A 21,378-nucleotide genomic window follows, 5' to 3' on the forward strand; every position below is an offset into this window, starting at 1 on the left:
CGGCTCAGTAGCAGCCTTCGCTGCCGTCGAGCAGCTCGCGCACGAGGTCCAGACGGCCGGGGTGCCGGCCGGTCTCCTCGATCATGAGCGCCCGCTTCATGTTCCACCAGGCGATCACTTGAGTCCGCTCATCGGCGTCGCAGGCCGGACGCGTTCGGGAAGGGAGCACCATGGCGTCGACAGTAGCGACATCCACCGCAGGGTGCTCACCGTTTTCTCCGGGCTCCGGGGGCCGCCGCGACGCCCTGGCCGAGGTCCAGGTCGGTTTCGAGCAGATGGTGGTCCGAGTACGCGGAGGGCTGCACGTGGTGCTCGAGCGCGGTGATGCCACGCAGGAAGACGTAGTCGAACTTGCTGTGCCAGTCGGTGGTCGTCCGGCAGCCGTCCGCGGGCGAGGGGTGGCACCAGGAGTCGGTGTCCGTGGCCAGTGCCCACATCGGGGCGAGTTCGGGAGCGTCCGGCACGGCGTTGAAGTCGCCGAGGACGATCGCGCGGTCGTGCCGGGCCACCTCCGCGGCCAGCACGCCGACCTGGTCCGCCCGGACCGATTCCTGACGTCGTTCGGCGAGGTGCGTGTTGAAGACCCGGACGGGTCGGCCGCCCACCGAGGTGGTGACCGCCATGTACCCACGGTCCTCGGAACCGCCGTCGGGGTACTCCACGGTGACCCGGTCGGTCATCGGCGCCGCCGAGAGCAGCGCCTGGCCGTAACCGTCCGGGTTCCACGGCACTCCCCCGCAGCGGCCCCAGTCCTGGAGAACCGACCCGTACGCGACGTGGTAGACGAGCCCGTAACGCCTCGCCAGCTCGTTGCGGATCCTCGCGACGTCACCCGCGCACGCTTCCTGCATCCCGATCACCTGGGGCGCATACGCGGCGATCTCCGCGGCCCGGTGGGCATTGCTCTGCTCGCAGGGGTTGCAGAGGTTCCACGTCATGACCCGGTGGGGTACGACCTCCCGGGCGGCGCCGGCGGGCCGTGAGCCGCCGACGAGGGCGTCAGGCGCACTGGGGCCGACGAGCACGGCGCAGGCCACGGTCATGGCGCCCGCGAGCCATCGCATGCCGGGTCCGAACACCCTCGCCTCCTCGATCTCGGTCATCCTTCAACTGACGTCCGTGCACCCGAGGTTACGGGACGCGACGGTGAGCCACACCTGCCCCTGCTCTGTCACCGGCACCCGGTTGACACCCGCGGAATCCCGCCTGCCGCACGGCCTTCACCGTGGCACCACCCAGTCCGGCGTCCAGGTCCCGGCGTCGTCGTGGCCGGTCGCCGTGGCGGCGAGGTGGGCGCGCAGGATGGCCAGCGCCGGGTGCGGGTTGTCGCGGTGCCACAGGAGCGAGTGCGGGTAGACGGGTGTCGGGTCGGTCACCGGGATGCGACGCAGGCCGTGGCCGGCGGGCCAGACGAGGCGGGTCTGCCCGCCCATGAAGGTGGCCAGGGCCGGGGTGTCGGCGATGGTGTCGAGGAGCGCGTCGGAGCCGAAGTTGGGGCCGGTCGCCTCGATCGTGAGGCCGAACGCGGCGACGAGGTCCTCGTAGTAGGCGGCCCACTCGGTGCCGGGGACGATGCCGGGCATCCAGATGCGGTGCCCGGTGAGCTGGGCGACGGTGACGGCTCTGGCGCCCGCGAGGGCGTGCGCGGGGCCGGTGAGGAGCTGGAGCGGCTCGTCGAGCACCCGGACGGACTCGATGTCGTCGGGGAGGGGGCGGCCTGGCACGGCGACCGCGCGGAAGGACGCGTCGATGGCGCCGGACCTCAGGGCGGCGACCGCCGTCTCGACGTCGAAGAGCATCATCACGTCGAGCTCGATGTCGGGGTGTGCGCGGTGGAAGCCGCGCATCAGGCCGGACTGTGCGCTGCGGGAGGTGAGCACGTCGACGCGCAGCGGACGGCTGCCGGTGCGCACGGAGGCGACCGCTCGCTCGGCGACGCGCAGCAGGTCGCGCGCATGGGGCAGGAACGCCTGTCCGTCGATGGTGAACCCGGCGCCCCGCGGGGTGCGGGTGAACAGTCGCACGCCGAGATCGCGCTCCAGTGCGGCGATGCGCTTGGAGACGGCCTGCTGGGTGATCGCGAGCTCGGCGGCGGCCTCCTGGAACCGCCCCGCGTCGGCTGCGGCGACGAAGGTGCGCACGGTGTCGAGGTCCATGAGCGAAACCCTACGCGCACAACTGTGGGTTGTGACCGATAGCCCGATGGTTGTTTGCTTCGCAGGTAGAACCATCGCTTTGATGCTTCCGATCGCACATCGGTTGTGCAGGGCGAGAGCCAGGGGGACGTACATGGGGAGCAGGCACCGGGTCGGGCGGCTGTCCGGACTTCGACTCGGGCGGCTGCCCGGACACCGGCTGGGGCGACGTTTCGGGTGGCTCTGGGCGGCGTACGGAACCAGCGCCCTCGGTACCTGGCTCGCCTTCGGCGCGTTCCCGCTGATCGCCCTTCAGGTGCTGCACGCCGGGCCGGCCGAGGTCGCCGCGCTCTCCAGTGCGGGGTCCGCGGTGGGCGCGGTCGCGGCGGTGCCGCTCGGCCCGTGGGTGGAGTTCCGCCGGAAGCGACCGGTGCTGATCGGCATGGACCTGCTGCGGTGCGCGGCGCTGCTGACGGTCCCGGCCGCGTTCGCGCTCGGCGTCCTCACCTTCGTCCAGCTCCTGCTGGTCTGCGTCGTCGTGGCGGCGGCCGACATCACCTTCCGCGCCGCATCCGGCGCGTACCTGAAGACGCTGCTGCCGGCCGAGGACCTGCTCGTCGCCAACGCCCGGTTCGAGTCCACGGCCTGGACGACCACGATCGTCGGACCGCCGCTGGGCGGCATGGCGATCGGGCTGCTCGGTCCGGTGGCGACGGTGGTGGCGGACGCGGTCAGTTACCTGCTCTCGGCCCTGGGCATCCGCGCCGCGGGCGGACACGAGCCGAAGCCCGAGGGCCGGGCGGGCAGGCGGATGCGGGCCGGGGACCTGCTCGACGGCTGGCGGTTCATCCTCGCCGACACCACACTGCGCCCGTTGTTCTTCAACACCGCCCTCTTCAACGGTCTGGTGATGGCCGCCCAGCCGCTGCTGGCCGTCCTGATGCTCGGCCGGCTCGGGTTCACCCCGTGGCAGTACGGCCTCGCGTTCGCCCCGCCCGCGATCGGCGGGCTCCTCGGCTCGCGGCTCGCCCGGCCGCTCGTCACCCGGTTCGGCGGGCACCGGGTCCTCGTCGTGTCCGGCTCGGTGCGCGCCCTCTGGCCGGTCGGTCTGGCCTTCCTGGGTCCGGGCACCGGTGGTCTGCTGCTGGTCGTCGGCGTCGAATTCGGGCTCATCCTCTGCTGCGGGGTCTTCAACCCCGTCTCCTCCACCTGCCGGCTCGAGCGCACCGCGGCCGACCGGGTCACGCGTACGCTGTCCGCCTGGGCGGTGACGACGAAAGCCTCCACCGCTCTCCTCACGGCCGTCTGGGGTGTGCTCGGCGGCCTTCTCGGCCCGCGAACCGCCATCGGCCTGGCCGGCGTACTCCTGCTGGCGACCCCTTTGCTGCTCCCCCGGCGCGCAGGAGCGCTCCCGTCCGAGGCCACGCCGGAGCCGGCGCCCGGCGGGGGTTGACCGGCACGGCCCGGGGAGCGAAGCTCGCATCCCATGACACCGGATGACGCACCACCGGGGATCGAGCCGCTGCCGGTCGAGGAGTGGTCCCCCGAGGTTCGTGCCGTATGGACGGCGGCGAGCCTGAAGGGCAGCGAAGACCGGCTGCCCGCCCATCTGACCGATCTGCCGGACACGCTGAACCTCACGCGCGTCCTCGCCCGTCATCCCCGCCTGGCCGTCGCCCTGTACCCGCTCTCCACTCTGGTCAACGCCGGCCTGTTGTCGGCCAGGGACCGCGAGCTGGTGACGCTGCGCACCGCCCTGCGCACCGGGTCCGGATATCTGTGGTCCCACCACTACGAGACGGCGCAGGCCGTCGGTCTCACGGAGGCGGAGGTGTCGCGCACCGCCGACGACCCGGCGACGGCGGCCTGGAGCCCGCACGAGGCCGCACTGATCACCGCCGTGGACGACGTCTGCGACACCTCCGTCATCGGCTCCGCGGCCCGGAGGCGGTTGCGGCGCACGTACGACGACGCGCAGGTACTGGAACTGCTGGCGCTCGTCGGCACGTACCGGCTCCTGGCCGCCGTGCTCAACACCTCCGGCGCGGCGCTGGACGCCTGGCGCCCCGAGCGCCCCCTGCCGTCCGTGACCCTCTCGACGGGAGCGCACACAGCGGAATGACGACGGGGGCCACGGCCGGCGCGACGCCGCTCAGCGTGACGGTCTTCGTCCCAGGGCAGGGGCGGACTTCGACACCGGCCCGGACTTCGGCACCGGCGTGGTCGTCGGCGGCGTTCAGCCAGGGCGTGGCGAGGCGGTGACGCTCCTCGCGCCGCTGCGGGCGGCCCACCCGGGCCGCCCGCAGCGCACGGATCCTCGTCAGGGTGGTCCGTCGCCCCCGGCCATGGCCTCGGGCTCGTCGGACCGCCCTTCCACCAGCGCGGCCGGTCGCCGCACCACGAGGTTCTGCACCTCGTACGACAGCTCCTTCACCTGCGGGGCCGGCGCCGGGTGATAACGGCCCGCGCACACCGACAGGTTGACGATGAGGTAGGCGTGCCAGGCACGTCCCACGCCGCGGCGGTCGGCGAACACCCGGCTGCCGTTCACCCACCAGACCACGGACCGGGAGCCGAACTCGACGCGCAGGTCGATCCACGCGCCGGGGCGGACGGCGGGGTCGCTGTAGTAGAGGTTGCCGCCGCGAACGTGGTTGGTCAGCTCCAGGAGATCAGGGTTGTCGGGGTGGTACTCGAAGACGTCGATCTCCTGGCCGCCGTCCCGCCAGGTCCAGATGGCCGGCCAGGCCCCGACCTCGCGCGGCAGCCTGACCCGTGCCTCGAGCACGTCCCGCGCACGGACGGTGAAGGCCTCCTCACTCCCCTCCGTGGTGAGCAGGCCGGTATTCCACAGTCCGTCCGCGCGGCGGGTGGCACGGAAGACGCCCGAGCGGCTGTAGGAGGGATCAGCGGTGAGGTGATCCAGTTTGTTGTCCCCGGGGTTGACCGGCCCACCGTTCGGATACGCCCACGAACGCCCCGCCACCCATTGACGGGTGGAGGTGAAGTCCGCCGTGAAGACGATCTCAGGTCCGGGCCGGATCCCCTCTGCCGACGGCATTCCGTCGCATGCAGGATTGTCCATGCGCGGATGCTGCTCCGCATATGACGTCGGCACGCAGACGGCGAGGAATCCCACGGCAATGACAACACTCGCGAGTGAATTGCTCGCTTGAACCTCGGATTTCCGTTCCCCCGGGCGATCCCGCCGTTGGCGTAGGCAACCCGCCCCTCGCTCTCGGCATGGCCGGCGCCCCACCGCGGTCGTCCGGGAGAGAAATCACCGGGCCGGCGATTCCCGGGAAGTGTCCTCCGACGGCTTCGTTCCCGAGGCCCGCGCAGTGACCACGGGCCGAGCCGAACGAGCGCTCCTCGTCTCACCGACGATGGATCTCCAGGATCTGTTCCGTTTGAAGGGAAGCTCGAAAAGCCGGGAGAAGAGCCATGCCGCGAACAGTGAGACCGGCAGGGCCAGGACGAGCGTGAACCAGAAGGTGGGCAGACCCGGCGACACGAAATACGGGGCCACCCGCCGTATGACGGCCAGGACGATCGGCAGATGGATCAGGTACAGGCTGTAGGAGAACTCACCGAGAATCCGAAGGGGGCGCGCGGTCAGCAGTCGCACGAGAACGGCGGGTCTGCCGGTGGCCACGGCAGCGATCAGCATGGTCATGGCGGGAGCGACGGCGAGATCCACCCAGAAGTAGTGCGTCAGCGTCCACACGGAGCCCTGGATGACACCGAGAGCGAGGACGGGGACGGCGGCCAGGACGGCGAACCATCCCCATGGCAGACGTCGCACCCGGTTTGACGCGGCGACGATTCCGGCGCCCACCATTCCGGCGACGAAGACGGGCGCGAGATGCGGAGTGAGCCAGTTCTCCCCCTCCACCGGGGTTCCGCCCGGCGCCATCAGGCCGCGGACCACCACCGGGAGGGTCACCAGCCCGACCAGCACCGCCGCGCCCGTCCGCCGCCGCACGAACAGGAGGAGAGGGAAAACGACGTAGAGTTCCGCCTCCACCGCGATCGACCAGAACGCGCCGTTCGGGGTCGGCGCCGTGAAAACGTCCTGCCCGAGGAGGCCGTAGACCAGAACGGACCCACCCGTGGGCGGTCCGGAATGCGAGGCCGGTACCACGAACCAGGCGATGATCAGGCTCATACAGAGCGCCGCCCAATACGGCGGCAGGATCCGCCAGGCGCGCCGACGCAGGTACTCGGCGAATCCCTCCGACCGCCACCCGCGACGCGCCGGGGAAATCGCCAGGGAGAATCCGGAGAGCACCAGAAAGAAGACGACCGCGAGACGCCCGAACATCAGCCCGTCGAGCCATCGGGGCGCTGAGCTGTCGGGATAGCCGGGGAAGGTGTACAGCCAGCAGTGGAACAGCACCACATACAGAGCGGCCAGACCCCGGAGACCGTCAAGGCCCTGCACCTGGCGACGGACGGGTGACCCGCTCATCTTGTTCTCCTGCCCCGGCGGGGCGACCGGAGCGAGAGCGCCATGGACCGCACGGCTCGAATCCACTGAAATCCTTCAACTCTTTCCTCGGACACCGCATTGTCGCGCGCCGGCATGCCCCCGCGGTCGCCGCGTGGTGCGGCGGCGCGACCGGAGGACGTCCGCCGACCCGCTCTTCCCGTGCGGGGGGCGACACAGCGCCCCCGCAGTGGACTGGTACGCGGGGGCCCGTCGAGCCGTTCAACGGGCGAGTCCGCAGGATGGCCCGGTTGTCCCGTGCCCAGCGGCAGGAGCGCGCGTGCGACCGTGCCGTGCCGAGGCAAGCGGCCCGCACCCGCCGAGCGGTGCGGGCCCGCTGTCAGTGCCCGGATCCGTGCCGACCGCCCAGTTGGTCGCGATGCCGCGGATCGCCGAGGTGCGTGGCTTCGTCGAAGACGGGCGCCGCCTTGGCCTGCGCCTTCGTCCTCGTCACCTGCACGATGCGGGCGGCGTGGTCGACGCCCATGACGGCGTCCGACGGGAGCACCACGTCCTTGCCGAGAACCCACGGGCCGGTGTGCACCACGAGGAACCGCGGGCCCAGGTCCCTCGAGTACTTGCTGACCTTGCCGAGGTGACCGTCCGTGGCGTGCACCTGGTATCCGGTCAGGTCGTCGTCCGCGGTGTGGCCCGCCGTCGGCACGCGGTGTGCGTCGTGTTTGCTCACGATGTCCTCCCTGTCGTCCTGGCCCTTCGGGTGCCCGTTCAGGCGCGCCACAGACCTGCGGGAACATGCCGGCGGGCGACGGAGGCACTGTTCCCCGACGGCGCGTTTCAACTCGCCGGCGTCCGTCGACGCCGCGTCCCGGGACGGCAGTTCGAGATCCACGCGTTCGTCGCCGGCGAGTCCCTGCTAGCCTCCAGCGCACCCCGACCCCCGCCGGCCGGCCCACTCCCGAAGGATTACCTCACCGCCATGCCCGACGGCACGCGCCCGACGACCGCGCCCCGCGACTGGACCGACCGTCTGCGCCGGTTCGGGTATGCGGCACCTCCCCGGAGCGACGTCCGTGAGCGTCTGGTTCCGCCCTTCCCGGAGCCGGGCACGCGCGTCTGGGAGCGCCTGGGTCTCGGCCCCGCACGGGCGTACCGTGTCGCGCGGGCGATGGGCTGGGTGGGTCCCGTGCTCGTCGCCCTGTTCGCCGGAGCGATCCGTTTCCGGCGTCTCGGCCGGCCGCACGACCTCGTCTTCGACGAGACCTACTACGCCAAGGACGCCTGGGCGCTGCTGCGGCTGGGTTACGAGGGCACCTGGCCGGACCGCAAGATCGCCGACCCGGGCATCCTGGCGGACCCGCAGAAGGTCCCCCTGACCGACGCGGGGGCGTTCGTGGCGCATCCACCGACGGGCAAGTGGGTGATCGCCCTCGGGGAGGGGGCCTTCGGTCTCGAGCCGTTCGGCTGGCGCTTCATGACGGCGGTGCTGGGCACGCTGTCGGTGCTGATGCTGTGCCGCACGGGGCGGCGTCTGTTCCGGTCGACGGTGCTGGGATGCCTGGCCGGCCTCCTGATGGCGATGGACGGCCTGCACTACGTGATGAGCCGCGTCGCCCTGCTCGACCTCGTCGTCATGTTCTTCGTGCTGGCGGCGTTCGCCGCCCTGCTGATCGACCGTGACCGGGCACGGGCCCGGCTCGCGGCAGCCCTGCCGGTGGGGTCCGACGGCCGGGCCGGGCCGGACCGGGACGCCGCCGCCCGGACCGGGACGGGCCCGCGTCCGTGGCGCCTGGCAGCCGGCTTCTTCCTGGGGCTGGCGGCCTCGACGAAGTGGAACGGACTGTACTTCCTGGTCTTCTTCGTCATCCTGACCCTGTTGTGGGACGTCGGCGCCCGCCGCACGGCGGGGGCCCGCCGCCCGTACCGCGCGGTACTGCGCAAGGACTTCGGCTGGTCGCTGCTGTCCCTCGTACCTGTCGCCGTGGTGACCTATCTGGTGACCTGGACCGGCTGGTTCCTGTCCGACGACGGCTATGGACGGCACTGGGCGGACGGCCGCGGCGGCACGTGGTCGTGGATACCCGCCCCGCTGCGCAGCCTGTGGCACTACGAACACGCCGTCTACCGGTTCAATGTGGGACTGGACACCTTCCACAAGTACGAGTCGAATCCGTGGAGTTGGCTGGTCCTCGGCCGTCCCGTGCTGTTCTCCTACCAGTCGCCGAAGGCCGGCCGGGACGGCTGCCACACGGCGTCCGACTGCTCACAGGCGATCCTCGCTCTGGGCACCCCGCTCCTGTGGTGGTCGGCGTGCTGCGCACTGGTGTATTTGCTCTTCAGGTGGGCCCTGCGCCGTGACTGGCGGGCGGGTGCCGTCCTGTGCGGGGTGGGGGCCGGGTACCTTCCGTGGTTCCTCTACCAGGACCGTACGGTCTTCGCCTTCTACGCCGTCGTGTTCGTGCCGTACCTGTGCCTGGCCGTGGCGATGACGCTGGGCGCGCTGGCGGGTCCGCCGGGCGCGGACGAGATTCGGCGCACGCGAGGTGCGGTCGCCGCGGGCGTGCTGGTGCTGCTCATCGCCTGGAACTTCATCTACTTCTTCCCGGTCTACACGGGGCAGACGATCCCGTACGCCGACTGGCACGCCCGCATGTGGCTCGACACCTGGATCTGAGCCGCCACGCCGACCCCGGGCCCACGCCTCGGGCGCGGCCGCCCTCGACGACGCCCTGAAGCGCGCCGATGGCTCCCCGCCCCGCCCGCACCGGGTCTGGCGGCGCGGCCGTCTCCGCGAGGATCAGCGGCGGCCTGCGGTCTCCCGGCCGACACGGTACAACTCCTGCGAAGTGGCGATCAGTTCGCGGCGTTCCTTCTTGGATCCCACCATGGGCTGGGAGCCGTTCAGGGACACCTGGGCGCTCTCGGGCAGGAAGCGGACCGTGACCAGCCCGATGGCGCCGGCCGCCATGAGGTAGAAGGCGGGCATCATGTCGTTTCCGGTGAGACTCACGAGCGCCTCGGTGACCAGCGGGGTGGTTCCGCCGAACGCAGCGACCGCGAAGTTGAAGCCGATGCCCATTGCGGCGTAGCGGACGGCCGTCGGGAACAGCGCCGGCAGCGTCGCGGCGCTCGGCGCGGCGAAACACGCCAGCAGGGTGGACAGGATCAGCACCCCGAAGACCGGCGGCCACGTTCCCTCCATCTTGATCAGCAGGAAGGAGGGGACGGCGAGGAGGATCATGCCCGCCGCCGCGTAGCCGTAGAGGGGGCGTCGTCCGACGTGGTCGCTGAGCCTGCCGAGGAAGGTGATCAGCAGCACGATCCAGACCATGCCCACCAGCACGAGGACGTCCGCGGACGTGCTGGAGCGGCCGAGGGTCTCCGTCTGGTAGGTGGGCAGGAAGCCCGTGACCATGTAGTTGGTGACGTTGTAGAGCAGCACCAGACCCGTGCAGATGAGCAGGCCGCGCCAGTGGTCCTTGACGATGGTCTTGAACTCGGTGCCCGCCGACTCCTTGGCGAGGCTCTGCTCGTGTTCGTCGAGTTGCTGCTGGAAGGCGGGTGACTCCTCCAGCTTGAGACGCATGTAGAGACCGATCACCCCGAGCGGGCCCGCGATCAGGAACGGGATCCGCCAGCCCCACGAGAGCATCTGCGCGTCGCTGAGGGCGAGATTCAGTGCGGTGACCAGGGCGGAACCGAGCGCGTAACCGACGAAGGTGCCGAAGTCGAGCCAGCTGGAGAGGAAGCCTCGGCGGCGGTCGGGCGAGTACTCGGCGACGAAGGTGGTGGCGCCCCCGTACTCACCGCCGGTGGAGAACCCCTGCAGCATGCGGGCGAGCAGCAGCAGGATCGGCGCGGCGATGCCGATCGTGGCGTAGCTGGGGATGAGGCCGATGGCGAACGTGCCGACCGCCATCATGATCATGGTGGTGGCCAGCACCTTCTGCCGGCCGAGCCGGTCCCCGAGCGGTCCGAAGACCAGGCCGCCCAGCGGGCGTACGACGAACGCCGCCGCGAAGGTGGCGAAGGACGAGATCACCTGCGCGGCGGGCGACGCCCCCGGGAAGAAGACCTTGCCGATGGTGGCCGCGAGGTAGCTGTAGACGCCGAAGTCGAACCACTCCATGCAGTTGCCGAGCGCCGAGGCGCCCACCGCCCGCCGCAGCAACGGCGGTTCGACGACCTGCACGTCCTCGTCACGGAAGGGACGCTTGTTCCGCTTCAGCCTGCGCGTGAGGTCCTGGCGGACCTGTGCGGGCAGACCTGCCGTCTCGCGTTGCCCGGACCGCGCGGGTTCGGGCTGCCCCTCGGTCTGTACGTCAGCCACTGCCGTTCCTTACCCGTCGTGCGTAAGCGACCCGTGCGCAGAGTGAGGCACTGGGTGACTTCTGTGCGTAGAGACCCTGCTGCCCCCTTTCACACGGCTCATGCGGTGACCGCGGCCACACCACGACGTCCGGGTGACGCCCGCGGCTCAGGTGGCGGTGCCCCGACGGCGGACGCATAACGACCGGTCGGTAGCGTGCCGGGCATGACCACTGCCACCCTCGAGCCGCAAGCCGGCCGCCGTTGCCAGTCACCGCTCAACTCCCTGCACGCGGCGCACTACTTCTCGCCCGACCTCGGACGGGAGTTGGGCGCTCTCGGCATCACGCATCCCCGGGCGGTGAACCTCGCCGCGCGCGCGGCCGCGCTCGGGCCGGTCGGGGCCGGTGCGGTGACGGCGGCCTTCTACAACTACAAGCACGACGTCGTGGCCCGGCACGTGCCCGCGGTGTGGTCGGTCGCCGCCCCCGCGGAGATCCTCGCGGCACGCGTGCGTGCCGTCGACGCGACGCTGCGGCGGCTGCTGGGCGAGGAGGCTCTGGGGTCCGCGGAGATGGCGGAGGCGGCGCGGCTCGCGTTGCGCGCGGCCGAGGCCGGTGGACGGGGCGCCCGGCCGCTGTACTCGGCGCACGCCGACCTTCCCGTTCCCGACGAGCCGCACCTCGCCTACTGGCACGCGGCGACGCTGCTGCGCGAGCACCGTGGCGACGGGCACCTGGCGGTCCTGATGTCCGCCGGTCTCGACGGGCTGGAGGCCATGGTCACCCACACCGCCACGGGCCGGGGCATGACCCCGACGTGGGTGTCGAGCAGTCGCGGCTGGAGCCCGGACGACTGGGGTGCGGCGGCGGACCGTCTGCGGGACCGCGGGATCCTGGACGGCGCCGGGGAGCTCACCGAGCGGGGCGTCACCCTCCGCGAGGACATCGAGCAGGAGACGGACCTCCTGGACCGGGCCCCGTACGAGCATCTCGGTGCGCAGGGCGTGGCACGGCTGACGGTGCTCGGCACGGCTTTCGCCCGGGCCGCGCTGGCGGCGGGGGCGTTCCCGGCGGACCTGATCGGCAAGGGGTGACGGACGCGCGCACGTCGCCCCGCGGCACGGCGAACGGGTCCGGCGTGGCATGAACGCCCTGCCGGTCCGGTCAAGCGGAGCGGGAGATTCACCCGGCTGTGGGATCATGCGCCCGTGAACGCACCCTCCACCCCCGCTCCGGGCGGATCACCCGCCGAGCGCGAGCCCAAGTCATCCGGTTTCGCTGCCGAGTTCAAGGACGCCGTCACCCTGCGGGCCTTCGGGCTCGTGCTCGGCGGCCTGCTCGTCCAGCTCGCCTTCGTCGTGTCCTACGTCGGCGCCTTCCACTCCCCCACACCACACCGGATACCCGTCGCGGTCGCCGCTCCGCAACAGGCGTCCGCGAAGATCGTCGCCCAGCTCAACGCGCTCGACGGCGACCCGGTCGAGGCGACTGCGGCGCCGAGCACCGCGGCCGCCCGGCAGTGGGTCCTCACCAGGAAGGCCGACGCGGCCTTCCTCTTCGACCCGAACGGCACCGAGGACACCCTCCTGGTCGCCTCGGCGGGCGGGCCCTCGGTGTCGCAGACCGCCACCCAGATCGCCCAGAAGATCGAGGCGGGGCAGAAGCGGCAGATCACCGTCACCGACATACGGCCCCCCAACACCGGGGACGGGCGCGGGATGACGTCCTTCTATCTCGTGCTCGGCTGGGTGATCGGCGGCTATCTGACCGCGACGATCATGGGCATGGCAGCGGGCGCACGCCCCGCCAACCGACAGCGCACCCTGATCCGGCTCGCCGTGCTCGTGCTGTACGCGGTCGCGTCGGGGATCGCCGGAGCGGTCGTCGTGGGGCCGGTCTTCGACGCACTCGGGGGCCACTTCTGGGCGCTGAGCGGCATCGGCACTCTGGTGGTCCTCGCCTCGGCGGCGACCGCGCTCGCGCTGCAGACACTGCTCGGTCTCGCGGGCACCGGCCTGGTCATCCTGCTCTTCGTGGTGCTGGGCAACCCGAGCTCCGGCGGCGTCTACCCGGCGCCGCTGCTCCCCGCGTTCTGGAGCGCGATCGGACAGGCTCTGCCGCCGGGGGCCGGCACCACTCTGGTCCGCAACACGGTGTACTTCTCGGGACACGCCGTCACCACGGCGGTCTGGGTGCTCGCCGCCTACGCGGTGGGCGGCGCGGTACTCGCCTGGGCGGCTTCCTGGCGGAACGAGAAGCGGAACCTCGACGCCCCCTCCGCCGACGCCGAGACCCCGCCTCAGGCCACGCCCGCCGTCTGACGCGACGTCCGGCCGCGCCGCAGGCCGGGGGGACACCGCCCTCGCCATGGCCGTCGGCACCCGGAACCTGCCGTCGCCGCACGGCTGCCGGACCCGCCGACGGAGCCCCGGGCCTTCGGGACTTCGGCGCCTGGAGGCTTCGGGGCTCGGGACTCCGGGCTCCGGGGCTTTGGGCTTCGGAGTTCGGGACTCTCGTAGTCTGGAGGCTTCGGGGCTTCGGGGCTTCGGGGCTTCGGGGCTTCGGGGCTTCGGGGCCTCGGGGCCTCGGGGCCTCGGTCAGGGCGCTGCCCCCAGCCGGCGGGTCAGTCCGCGCAGGTTCCCGAGTACGCGTATCCGGGCAGCAGCCGTTGCCATCGGCCGCGGTCGACGGGGCCCACCACACGGCACAGGGCAGTGACGCGGTCGGTGATGCCGAGATCCCACAGCCGGACGGTGCCGTCGTTGCCGGCGCTGGCGACCCGCCTGCCGTCCGGGGCATAGGCCACGCTCCACACCGCCCGGGTGTGCCCGGTCAGTGTCGCGACGAGCCGTCCGCGCACGGGGTCCCACAGCCGTACCGTGCGGTCGTTGCCGCTGCTGGCGAGCGAACGCCCGTCGGGACTGAACGCCAGCCCCCGCACCGAGCCGGCGTGCTGGCCGAGCAGCCCCGTCACCCGCGCCCCGGCCACGTCCCACATCCGGATGACGCCGTCGTTGCCCGAGCTGGCGAGGGAGCGGCCGCCGGGGGCGAACGCGACGGCGCGCACCGAGCCGCCCCTCGCGGTGAGGACTTTGGCGAGGCTGCCACGCGCGACGTTCCAGAGCCGCAGGGTGAGATCGTCGCTGCCGCTCACGACGGTGCCGCTGTCGGCGCTGAAGGCAAGGCAGTTCACGAAGTCGGTGTGCCCGGTGAGCACCGTGGCCCGCGTCCCTGCCGGACCTCCCGCGGACGACATCCTCCACAGCCGCACGGTGCGGTCGGCGGAGGCGGAGGCGAGCCATCGGCCGTCCGGACTGAACGCCACGTCGAACACGGCACGGGTGTGACCGCCGAGCACGACCGGGGCGCCCCCTCCGGCCGCGACGGGCCACAGCCGCACGGTGTGGTCGGCGCCGGCGGAGGCGAGCCACCGGCCGTCCGGACTGAACGCCACGGCGTAGGCGGCGCCGCTGTGGCCGGTCAGGGTGCGGACGAGGGTGCGGCGTCCCACGTCCCAGAGCCGAAGGGCGCCGTCCGTCGAAGCGGAGGCGAGCATCCGGCCGTCCGGACTGAAGGCGGCCTTCCACAGTTCGCTGACCGGATAGGCGCTGAGTGTGTGGCCGGTGAGGTCCCACAGGGCCACGGTCCCGTCGAAGCCGGCGGTGGCCAGCAGGTCGCCCCGCTCCGCGACGGCGACGGCCATCACGTAGTCCGTGTGACCCGAGAAGGAGTCGACCGCGCGGCGGGTGTGGACGTCCCAGCGGACGATCGTGCCGTCACCCCCCGCGGAGGCCAAAGTGTGGCCGCCGGGTCCGAAGGCGAGCCCGTTCACGTCGTCGTCGTGGCCCGCGAGAAGGGCGGTCTGCCGGTGGGTCGCGGGATCCCACAGCCGTACGGTGCGGTCCGCGCCGCCGGTGGCGAGCACCCGGCCGTCGGGGCTGAACGCCACGGCGAGGACATCGCCGCTGTGGCCGCTCAGGACGCCGGCGCTCCGACGGGTGTGCGGATTCCACAGGCGTACGGTGCGGTCGGCGCCCGCGCTGGCGAGGCGGGAGCCGTCGGGGGCGTACGCCAGCGCGAGGACATCGCCGGAGTGCCCCGGAAGCCGCCCGATCTGACGGTGGGTCCGGGTGTCCCACAGGCGCACGGTGCCGTCCTGGCCGGCGGAGGCCACCGTACGGCCGTCGGGCGAGAAGCTCACGGCGCGGACGGGTCCTCGGTGTCCCGTCAGCACGGCGATCTGGCGCCGGCCGGACACCGACCAGAGCCGGATCGTGGCGTCCGAACTGGCCGAGGCCAGGGTGCGCCCGTCCGGTGAGAAGGACACGGACCGCACGGGCCCGTGATGGCCCGCGAGCTCCCCCACGGACCGTCGGGCGGCGACGTCCCAGAGCCGCACGGTGCCGTCGGAGCTCGCCGAGGCCAGCAGCCGCCGTCCGGGGCCGAAGACGACGCTGTTCACCGCGCCGTGGTGGCCGGTGAGCCGGCCGGCGAAGGCGTTGGCCTGCGTGCTGAGCAGAGCGCTGCGCGCCTCCGTGGTCCGCGAGGTGCGGTAGGCGGACTCGGCCAGCAGCATCGAGGCCTCCGGCCGCCCGAACGCGAGTTGGGCGGAGCTCGCCGCCATGGCCTGCGACAGGGCCGTCCGGCGCTGTTCGTCGGCGGAGGTGCGCTGCTCGAAGACCGTCGCGCCGGCCAGGAGGGCCAGGGCGAGGAGGACGGTCAGCACGACGACCCCGGTCCGCTGCTGGCGCACCCGGCGCCGCGACAGGCGCCGGCGCAGATCCTCCTCACGGTCGGAGGCGCGCAGGAAGTCGGCCTCCACGGGCGTCAGCACGCTGTCCCGGCCGCTGGGACCGCCTGCCCACTCCCGGGCGGCCGTCAGCCGGGCACCGCGGTAGAGCAGACTCGGGTCGCGGTTCTCGCGGTCCCATTCGCGGGCGGCGGCGCCCAGCTGCTGATGCAGGAGCAGATCGGCGCGCGTCGTCCTGACCCAGGTGCGCAGTCTGGGCCACGCCCGCAGCAGGGCCTCGTGCACGATCTCGACGCGGTCGGCGTCCACCGTCAGCAGACGGGCCGTCACCAGCGCGTCGAGAGTGGCCCGCGCGGCGGCCGGGTCCCGCAGCCCGTCGAGCAGTTCGGATGTGGTGCGCGGCCGCCGGGAGGCCTCGTTGTCCTCGCCGACGCGCACCAGCCGCAGCAGCAGCCGGCGGGCGGCGTCCTGCCGGACCGGCGACAGCGCGGCGAAGAGGTCCTCGGCCGCCGCGGCGACGGAACCGTGGATACCACCCGTCGCCAGGTAGCCGGCCACGGTCATGGTGGAGTCGGTGCGCCGGTGCCAGGTCTCCCGCAAGGCGTGTCCGAGCAGCGGAAGAACCCCGGGCCGGCCGATCGGGACGGCCGGTTCGGGGCCGTGGCCCGCGGGGCCCGGCGTGTCGGCGGCTCCCAGGTCGCGCAGCAGCAGTTCGACCAGTCCCGGCTCCAGGGTGGTGCCCGTCGCCGCGGCCGGACGGACGATGCACTCCCGCAGTTCGTCGGTGGTCATCGCGCCCAGCGCGAACAGCCCCTCGCTGACGACCGGGACCAGCTGCGGGTACTCCAGACAGCGTCCGGTGACGTCGGCGCGCACGCCCAACACCACGGTGAACGCCGGTTCGCCCGCCTCGGGTTCGTCGCCGTCGGCGAGTGCGGCGAGCGCCGCGACGTAAGCTCTGCGTTCCGTCTCGTCGTCGCAGAGGGTGAAGACCTCCTCGAACTGGTCGACGATGACGACGCAGCCGTGGGGCCGTCGTGCGGCGAGGGCCCAGGAGCGCAGGGCCGCCACCAGCCGGTCGGCGCGTTCGCCGGGCGGGCCCTCGTCGTGGAGATGGTCGAGCAGTCCGGCGGGCAGCGCGGCGCGCAACGCGTGCAGGAGAGCGGCCAGCGGACGTGCCGTGGGGGTGCACATCACGACCGTGGGCCTCCCGCCGACACCGGTGTCGGCGGGAGGCCCACGGTCGATGTCGACGTCGACGTCGATGTCGGAGGGCGGCCCGTCGGGGCCGACGCCGAGCCCGCCGTCCGTGAGAGCGGGGACGAGGCCCGCACCCAGCAACGAGGACTTGCCCGACCCGGAAAGCGCGACGACGGCCACCGGCCCCTTGCCGAACCGCTGGGCGAGGCGCTGGACGAGCGCGGCGACCGCCCGTTCCCGGCCGAAGAACCGCCCGGCGTCACGCGGACCGAAGGCCGACAGGCCCGGGTACGGACAGCTCTCGCCGTCGCCCGGACCCGACTGCTCCTCGCGCAGAACCGGCGGCAGCAGGGCGAGCAGGGCGCCGTCGGCCGCCAGAGCGTCGTCGCACAGACGCGCGACATCGCCGTTGACCGGCTTCCTGCCGTTCTCGATCTTGCTCAGATAGCCCTTGCTGTAGTGCGTGATCCGCGCCAGGTCGGCCAGTGACAGGCCCCGTTCCAGGCGCAGTTCGCGGAGCGCGACGCCGAACGACGGGTGCTGCGGCCGCCGTCGAGCGGCGGCCGGCGGGTACGCCGGCCCGCCGTCCTTGTGGTCCATGAGTGGTGTGCCCCCGAGGCCAACGGCGCGCGGAGCGCCGTTTCTGACGCCGACTGGTCAGGTCGGCGACCGTGTGTCTGGGGGATGGTAAGCCGGGACGGGAACGGGGAATCCGAGGCATGACGGGAAGTGACGAGTGTCACAAAAACCAACCGGCACCCGGCACATGGGGTTTCCGGCCGGTTCGGGAAACCGCCCCGGCACGCGGGCCCCCCGTGAGCCTGCGTGCCGGGGCGGTGGATGTGGGGTCAGCCGACGGGACCGGTCAACTCACGCCCGGAATCACGCAGTTCCGGACGCCGTTCAGCCACGCGTCGCCCTTCATGTAGATGTTGCTGACCCAGCCCTGGTACTCGGGCAGGTACGACCAGGTGTCGTTGGTGTATCCCTCGGCCGTCACGCTCTCGGCGTGCTTCTGGCAGGAGACCGCCACGCCGGTGGGACCGGAGAGCCGGGTCACGACGCCCGCGCCGGCGGAGGGCGTGCTGCGGATCGTCACCCCGGTGCCCCAGGTGCTGTACGCGTGCGCTCCGACGGGGGTCGCGGTGCCCCTGCCGTCGCAGGCCGGGACACCGGCGAGCCAGGCGTCGCCCTTCAGGTAGATGTTGGTGATCCAGGCGCCGTACTGCGGCAGGTAGGACCACGCGTCGTTGGTGTAGCCCTCCGACGTCACGCTCTGGGCATGCATCTGGCAGCTGACGGCGACCGAGGTGGGACCGGCCAGCCGGACGACCGTCGTCCCGTTGACGGTGGACGGCTGGGAGCGGAGCGCCACGTCCGTGCCCCACGTGCCGTACGCGCCGCCCTGGGTGGCGTTGCCTCCGCCGCCGGGGCCGATCTGCGCGTCGTAGTCGGACCCTGAACAGGTGGGCACCTCCGGCAGCCAGGCAGGGCCCCTGAGGAAGATGTTGCTGATCCAGCCGCCGCGGTTGGACAGGTACGTCCAGGCGTCGTTGGTGTAGCCCTCCGCCGTGACGCGCTCTCCGCGCTGCTGGCACTTGGCGTACACGATGTCCGGTCCGGACAACCGGGTCACCTGGCCGGCCGAACGGTTGGGGTGCTGGCGCACGGCGACGTCCGTGCCCCACGTCACCTGGAGCGTGCCGTCGTAGCCCGTGGGTTCCGTGAACGGGCTGCCCTGCGGCATCCGCGATACCCCGACCAGGCGGTTGTCGCTGATGCGGGAGTTGATGTCGATCACGCGGATCGGCAGCTGCGACTGGTAGGCCTCGACGACATAGCCGCCCCCGAGGTAGATCATCATGTGGGTGATGTCCTTCACCTGACCGCCGACCGCCGTGTACACCAGGTCGCCGGGCTTCATGTCGGACACGGCCGGCTTGCCTCCGCCGGCGCCGTGGACCTGCTGGTACTTCCGTCCCCCGTTGACATACATGTCCCAGGCCGTCCCGCCGCCGAGGATGTCGTACCCGGCAGCCCTGGACCAGGCCCAGCGCGCGAAGCCCGAGCAGTCGAACCCGCGGGTCTGGGGGTCGAGCGCGGTCTCCTCGAAGTGGCTCGGGCTGCTGAGGTCCCAGGTGCCGTAACTCTGGCCGGGGGCCGGTCCATGGCCTCCGCCCCATGTGTACACCGTCCGCGCGCGCCATTCCGCGCAGGCCGCGTCGATCGCGCGGTGGGCCTCGGGCGAGGCGATGCCCTGCACGGCGCACCAGTTCTGCTCCCCCGTGCCGGCCGCCTGTGCGGCGGTCGTCGGAAGCAGGGCCAGGAGGAGGGCGGTCACCATCAGGGCGACCAGCCCCGCTCCCCGGCGCAGTGTTCTCATCCGGTACTCCTCTCGCGGCCGTGCCACCTGGCGTGGCGCCGACATTCCGGACCGCGTTTCGATCACGCCCCCGTGTGGCTCAGGAGCAGAACTGGCCTCACCGTGGCCTGAATGGGCGGTCGCGACCAGGGGTTTCCCGTTGCCTCTTGGCGCGGCGACCGGGAAACCCCTGATCCGTCCTGCTCCGGCCCCCTCCGGCCGTCCTTCCCGGTCGGCCCGGCCGCCCTTCTCCGGCTGGTCAGCCGCGCCAGATCTTGACGTACGTGACCGCGTCGTTGAGCGTGTCGCCGACGTAGGACACGGAGCGCCCGAAGGTGCCGTTGCCCCTCGGGCCGCTGAGGAAGGCCTTGGTGCATCCGCCGTCGACGAGGAGCGACGACAGGTGCGTGGACCACCAGCTGTTCGGGTTGAAGCTGTAGCCCGCCGCGTCGCACGGCCCGGCGTTGCCGTAGACCTTGGTGTACTGGCCGCCCCAGTCGGCGTGCTCGGCCCAGGTCATCAGCTCCGTCTGCGCCGCCGCCCGCGGTACGGCCGCCGCGGCCCGGGCGGAGGCGTCGGGACCGTTGAAGCACTGGTGCAGGCTGACGTGGGAGGTGCTCTCGCCGGGCTTCACCTCGTCGAGGACGAGCACGCAGTGGGCCGGCCCGGCGCCCTTGGCGGCGACCGGGGCCGAAGCGGCGACGGCGGGACTCGCCAGCGCCCCCACGAGGGCGGCCGTCGCGAGCGCGAGCACGGTGCGTGACTTGTTCATGGGCTTCTCCAAAGAGGTTTCGTCGTCACGGTCGTCGGACGGACGCCGTGCGGAGCCGTACGCGGGGTGCGGGCGGACGTTCGGGCGAACCGGCCCCGACCTACCACCACGGGTCGGTGCAGTGGATGCCGGACCGCGTCGAACCGCACGCGCGGAACTTCCAGTTGGCGTCCGAGCTGGTGCGCTGGGCCGCGCTCGTCTTGTTCTCGCCGCCCCGTGAGGTGAACGGCCCGCACTGGATCCAGGTCCGGCCACCGTCCCGGGTCCAGTCCAGCCACACCTGGTTGCCCGGCTGCACATCGCCCGCGATGAGCGCCCAACCGCGCTGGACACCGCGGATGTTGCCGTACTGCACGCTGATGTTGATGCCCTCGCTCCACAACGTCACCTGGCGGGCGGCGGTGTCGTAGGCATTGTCGGAGATGTCGATGAACCCGTTCTTGCCGCCCTCGCAGTCCGAGGCGGCGGCCTGCGCCGAGCCCGCGGGCCCGAGGAGCGTCATACCCCCGGCGAGCAGCGCCGCGGCGGCGGCCGTGGACAGGGCCCTGCCCCGGACGGACCGCCGCGCGGCGGACGAAACACGATTCCAACTGATCACTGGCCCAGATCCCTACGTGAGTCCCGCTCCGGGGCCGACGCACCGTACGACGGCGCTCCCTGGAGATCGGCGATGCTCAGGTTGTCGTCGGGGGCCCGCGACGACCAGGCGTTTCCCGGGGTTGTCCCGTTGCCCGTGCCGCGGGAAACGCCTGGCCGCCCCGCACCACCACCCCTCTCCTTCGGACGACCGGCCGGCCCGGGGCTCCGGCCCGACGCTCCCCGTCACGCCGAGGGGCGGACGGGTGGCGGGGCGGTCGGGTGAGAGGGGCGGGGCGGTCGGATCGGGGACATGGCCATTTGGCCGAGGCGCCTGGTCGGGTCCGCGGGCGAGAGTGGAGGCTGTTCCTCCGCTCGATCGTTGTCGTTCACAGGTCCAGAACACGAACCGGGAGTACGAGATGCAGCGCGGTTTCCTCCTCGGCGCCGTCGGCGGTGCGGTCGCCGTGGCCGCCGTGGCCGGCCTCGTCACCTGGCTCTGCGCCGCCAAGGATCTGCAGCACACCACGGTCGACCCCATCGCCCAGGATCTCTACGTGCGGGTGGACGGCCATCTGGCGGTCGCCGACACCGTCCTCGAGGCGCGCATCCAGGGCTGGTACCACCCGCTCCCCTGGATCGGACGGGAGATCCACGACGTCTCCTGCCCGTCCCACCTCAAGGCGGTTGCCGGTGCGGCCGAAACGTGCACGGCACGGTCCGGCGGCGAGCGGATCCCGATTCCCGTCCGGGTGATCGACGTCGGAGGAGACCCCGTCAAGCCGCGGGTCACCTGGAAGTTCTACCGCTGACCACCGTGGCGACC

Annotated in this window: 17 protein-coding genes; 6 read left to right on the forward strand and 11 right to left on the reverse strand. The window is 72.2% G+C overall.

Features of this window, described 5'->3' with window-relative positions; all coding sequences use genetic code 11:
* Positions 1-4: 4 nt before the first annotated feature.
* From QF032_RS02030 to QF032_RS02040, 3 genes are all read right to left on the reverse strand, one after another.
* The gene (locus QF032_RS02030) at positions 5-172 is read right to left on the reverse strand and encodes a hypothetical protein (protein ID WP_307054607.1); all 168 of its coding nucleotides are present in this window, start codon (positions 170-172) and stop codon (positions 5-7) included.
* Positions 173-206: 34 nt separating this feature from the next.
* The gene (locus QF032_RS02035; RefSeq protein ID WP_307054609.1) at positions 207-1,103 is read right to left on the reverse strand and encodes an endonuclease/exonuclease/phosphatase family protein; all 897 of its coding nucleotides are present in this window, start codon (positions 1,101-1,103) and stop codon (positions 207-209) included.
* Positions 1,104-1,220: 117 nt separating this feature from the next.
* A complete protein-coding gene (locus QF032_RS02040; RefSeq protein ID WP_307054611.1) occupies positions 1,221-2,156 on the reverse strand; it encodes a LysR family transcriptional regulator in 936 nt (311 codons plus the stop codon).
* Positions 2,157-2,289: 133 nt separating this feature from the next.
* Between QF032_RS02040 and QF032_RS02045 the strand changes: the two genes are divergently transcribed.
* Positions 2,290-3,588 carry an MFS transporter gene (locus QF032_RS02045; RefSeq protein ID WP_307054613.1) on the forward strand — a complete coding sequence of 433 codons (1,299 nt, stop codon included), beginning with the start codon at positions 2,290-2,292 and terminating at the stop codon, positions 3,586-3,588.
* Positions 3,589-3,621: 33 nt separating this feature from the next.
* Positions 3,622-4,257 carry a carboxymuconolactone decarboxylase family protein gene (locus tag QF032_RS02050; RefSeq protein ID WP_307039461.1) on the forward strand — a complete coding sequence of 212 codons (636 nt, stop codon included), beginning with the start codon at positions 3,622-3,624 and terminating at the stop codon, positions 4,255-4,257.
* Between the two features lie 198 nt (positions 4,258-4,455).
* Here QF032_RS02050 and QF032_RS02055 read toward each other — a convergent pair whose 3' ends face one another.
* The 3 genes from QF032_RS02055 to QF032_RS02065 form a co-directional block, all read right to left on the reverse strand.
* The gene (locus QF032_RS02055) at positions 4,456-5,220 is read right to left on the reverse strand and encodes a beta-glucanase (protein ID WP_307054614.1); all 765 of its coding nucleotides are present in this window, start codon (positions 5,218-5,220) and stop codon (positions 4,456-4,458) included.
* A 195-nt stretch (positions 5,221-5,415) separates the two neighbouring features.
* Positions 5,416-6,606: an acyltransferase family protein gene (locus tag QF032_RS02060; RefSeq protein ID WP_307054616.1), complete on the reverse strand. Its 1,191-nt coding sequence runs from the start codon at positions 6,604-6,606 to the stop codon at positions 5,416-5,418.
* A 358-nt stretch (positions 6,607-6,964) separates the two neighbouring features.
* Complete coding sequence (locus tag QF032_RS02065; RefSeq protein WP_307054618.1) at positions 6,965-7,312, reverse strand: PRC-barrel domain containing protein; 348 nt, start codon at positions 7,310-7,312, stop codon at positions 6,965-6,967.
* 249 nt (positions 7,313-7,561) lie between these two features.
* On the opposite strand from QF032_RS02065, the gene QF032_RS02070 reads away from it, so the two are divergent.
* Complete coding sequence (locus QF032_RS02070) at positions 7,562-9,256, forward strand: dolichyl-phosphate-mannose--protein mannosyltransferase (RefSeq protein WP_307054619.1); 1,695 nt, start codon at positions 7,562-7,564, stop codon at positions 9,254-9,256.
* Between the two features lie 123 nt (positions 9,257-9,379).
* Here the strand turns inward: QF032_RS02070 and QF032_RS02075 are convergent, their stop codons facing one another.
* Positions 9,380-10,912 carry an MFS transporter gene (locus tag QF032_RS02075; protein WP_307039468.1) on the reverse strand — a complete coding sequence of 511 codons (1,533 nt, stop codon included), beginning with the start codon at positions 10,910-10,912 and terminating at the stop codon, positions 9,380-9,382.
* Positions 10,913-11,116: 204 nt separating this feature from the next.
* On the opposite strand from QF032_RS02075, the gene QF032_RS02080 reads away from it, so the two are divergent.
* Both QF032_RS02080 and QF032_RS02085 read left to right on the forward strand, forming a co-directional pair.
* Positions 11,117-11,986 carry an SCO6745 family protein gene (locus tag QF032_RS02080; RefSeq protein ID WP_307054620.1) on the forward strand — a complete coding sequence of 290 codons (870 nt, stop codon included), beginning with the start codon at positions 11,117-11,119 and terminating at the stop codon, positions 11,984-11,986.
* A gap of 114 nt (positions 11,987-12,100) precedes the next feature.
* Positions 12,101-13,213 (forward strand): DUF3533 domain-containing protein, encoded by a 1,113-nt coding sequence (locus QF032_RS02085; RefSeq protein ID WP_307039472.1) that lies wholly within the window; start codon positions 12,101-12,103, stop codon positions 13,211-13,213.
* 302 nt (positions 13,214-13,515) lie between these two features.
* Here QF032_RS02085 and QF032_RS02090 read toward each other — a convergent pair whose 3' ends face one another.
* The 4 genes from QF032_RS02090 to QF032_RS02105 all read right to left on the reverse strand — a co-directional run bounded on the left by QF032_RS02090 (position 13,516) and on the right by QF032_RS02105 (position 20,574).
* Positions 13,516-17,442, reverse strand: a complete 3,927-nt coding sequence (locus QF032_RS02090; RefSeq protein WP_307054623.1) for an nSTAND1 domain-containing NTPase — start codon at positions 17,440-17,442, stop codon at positions 13,516-13,518.
* 265 nt (positions 17,443-17,707) lie between these two features.
* Complete coding sequence (locus QF032_RS02095; RefSeq protein WP_307054625.1) at positions 17,708-19,225, reverse strand: NlpC/P60 family protein; 1,518 nt, start codon at positions 19,223-19,225, stop codon at positions 17,708-17,710.
* A gap of 238 nt (positions 19,226-19,463) precedes the next feature.
* Entirely contained in the window at positions 19,464-19,976 is a 513-nt protein-coding gene (locus tag QF032_RS02100; RefSeq protein WP_307039478.1) for a hypothetical protein, read from the reverse strand.
* A gap of 100 nt (positions 19,977-20,076) precedes the next feature.
* Positions 20,077-20,574: a hypothetical protein gene (locus QF032_RS02105; protein WP_307039480.1), complete on the reverse strand. Its 498-nt coding sequence runs from the start codon at positions 20,572-20,574 to the stop codon at positions 20,077-20,079.
* A gap of 400 nt (positions 20,575-20,974) precedes the next feature.
* Between QF032_RS02105 and QF032_RS02110 the strand changes: the two genes are divergently transcribed.
* Positions 20,975-21,364 (forward strand): DUF4333 domain-containing protein, encoded by a 390-nt coding sequence (locus tag QF032_RS02110; protein ID WP_306955390.1) that lies wholly within the window; start codon positions 20,975-20,977, stop codon positions 21,362-21,364.
* Positions 21,365-21,378 lie beyond the last annotated feature (14 nt).

Origin of the sequence: Streptomyces achromogenes (assembly GCF_030816715.1) — a bacterium.
Lineage (GTDB): Bacteria > Actinomycetota > Actinomycetes > Streptomycetales > Streptomycetaceae > Streptomyces > Streptomyces achromogenes_A.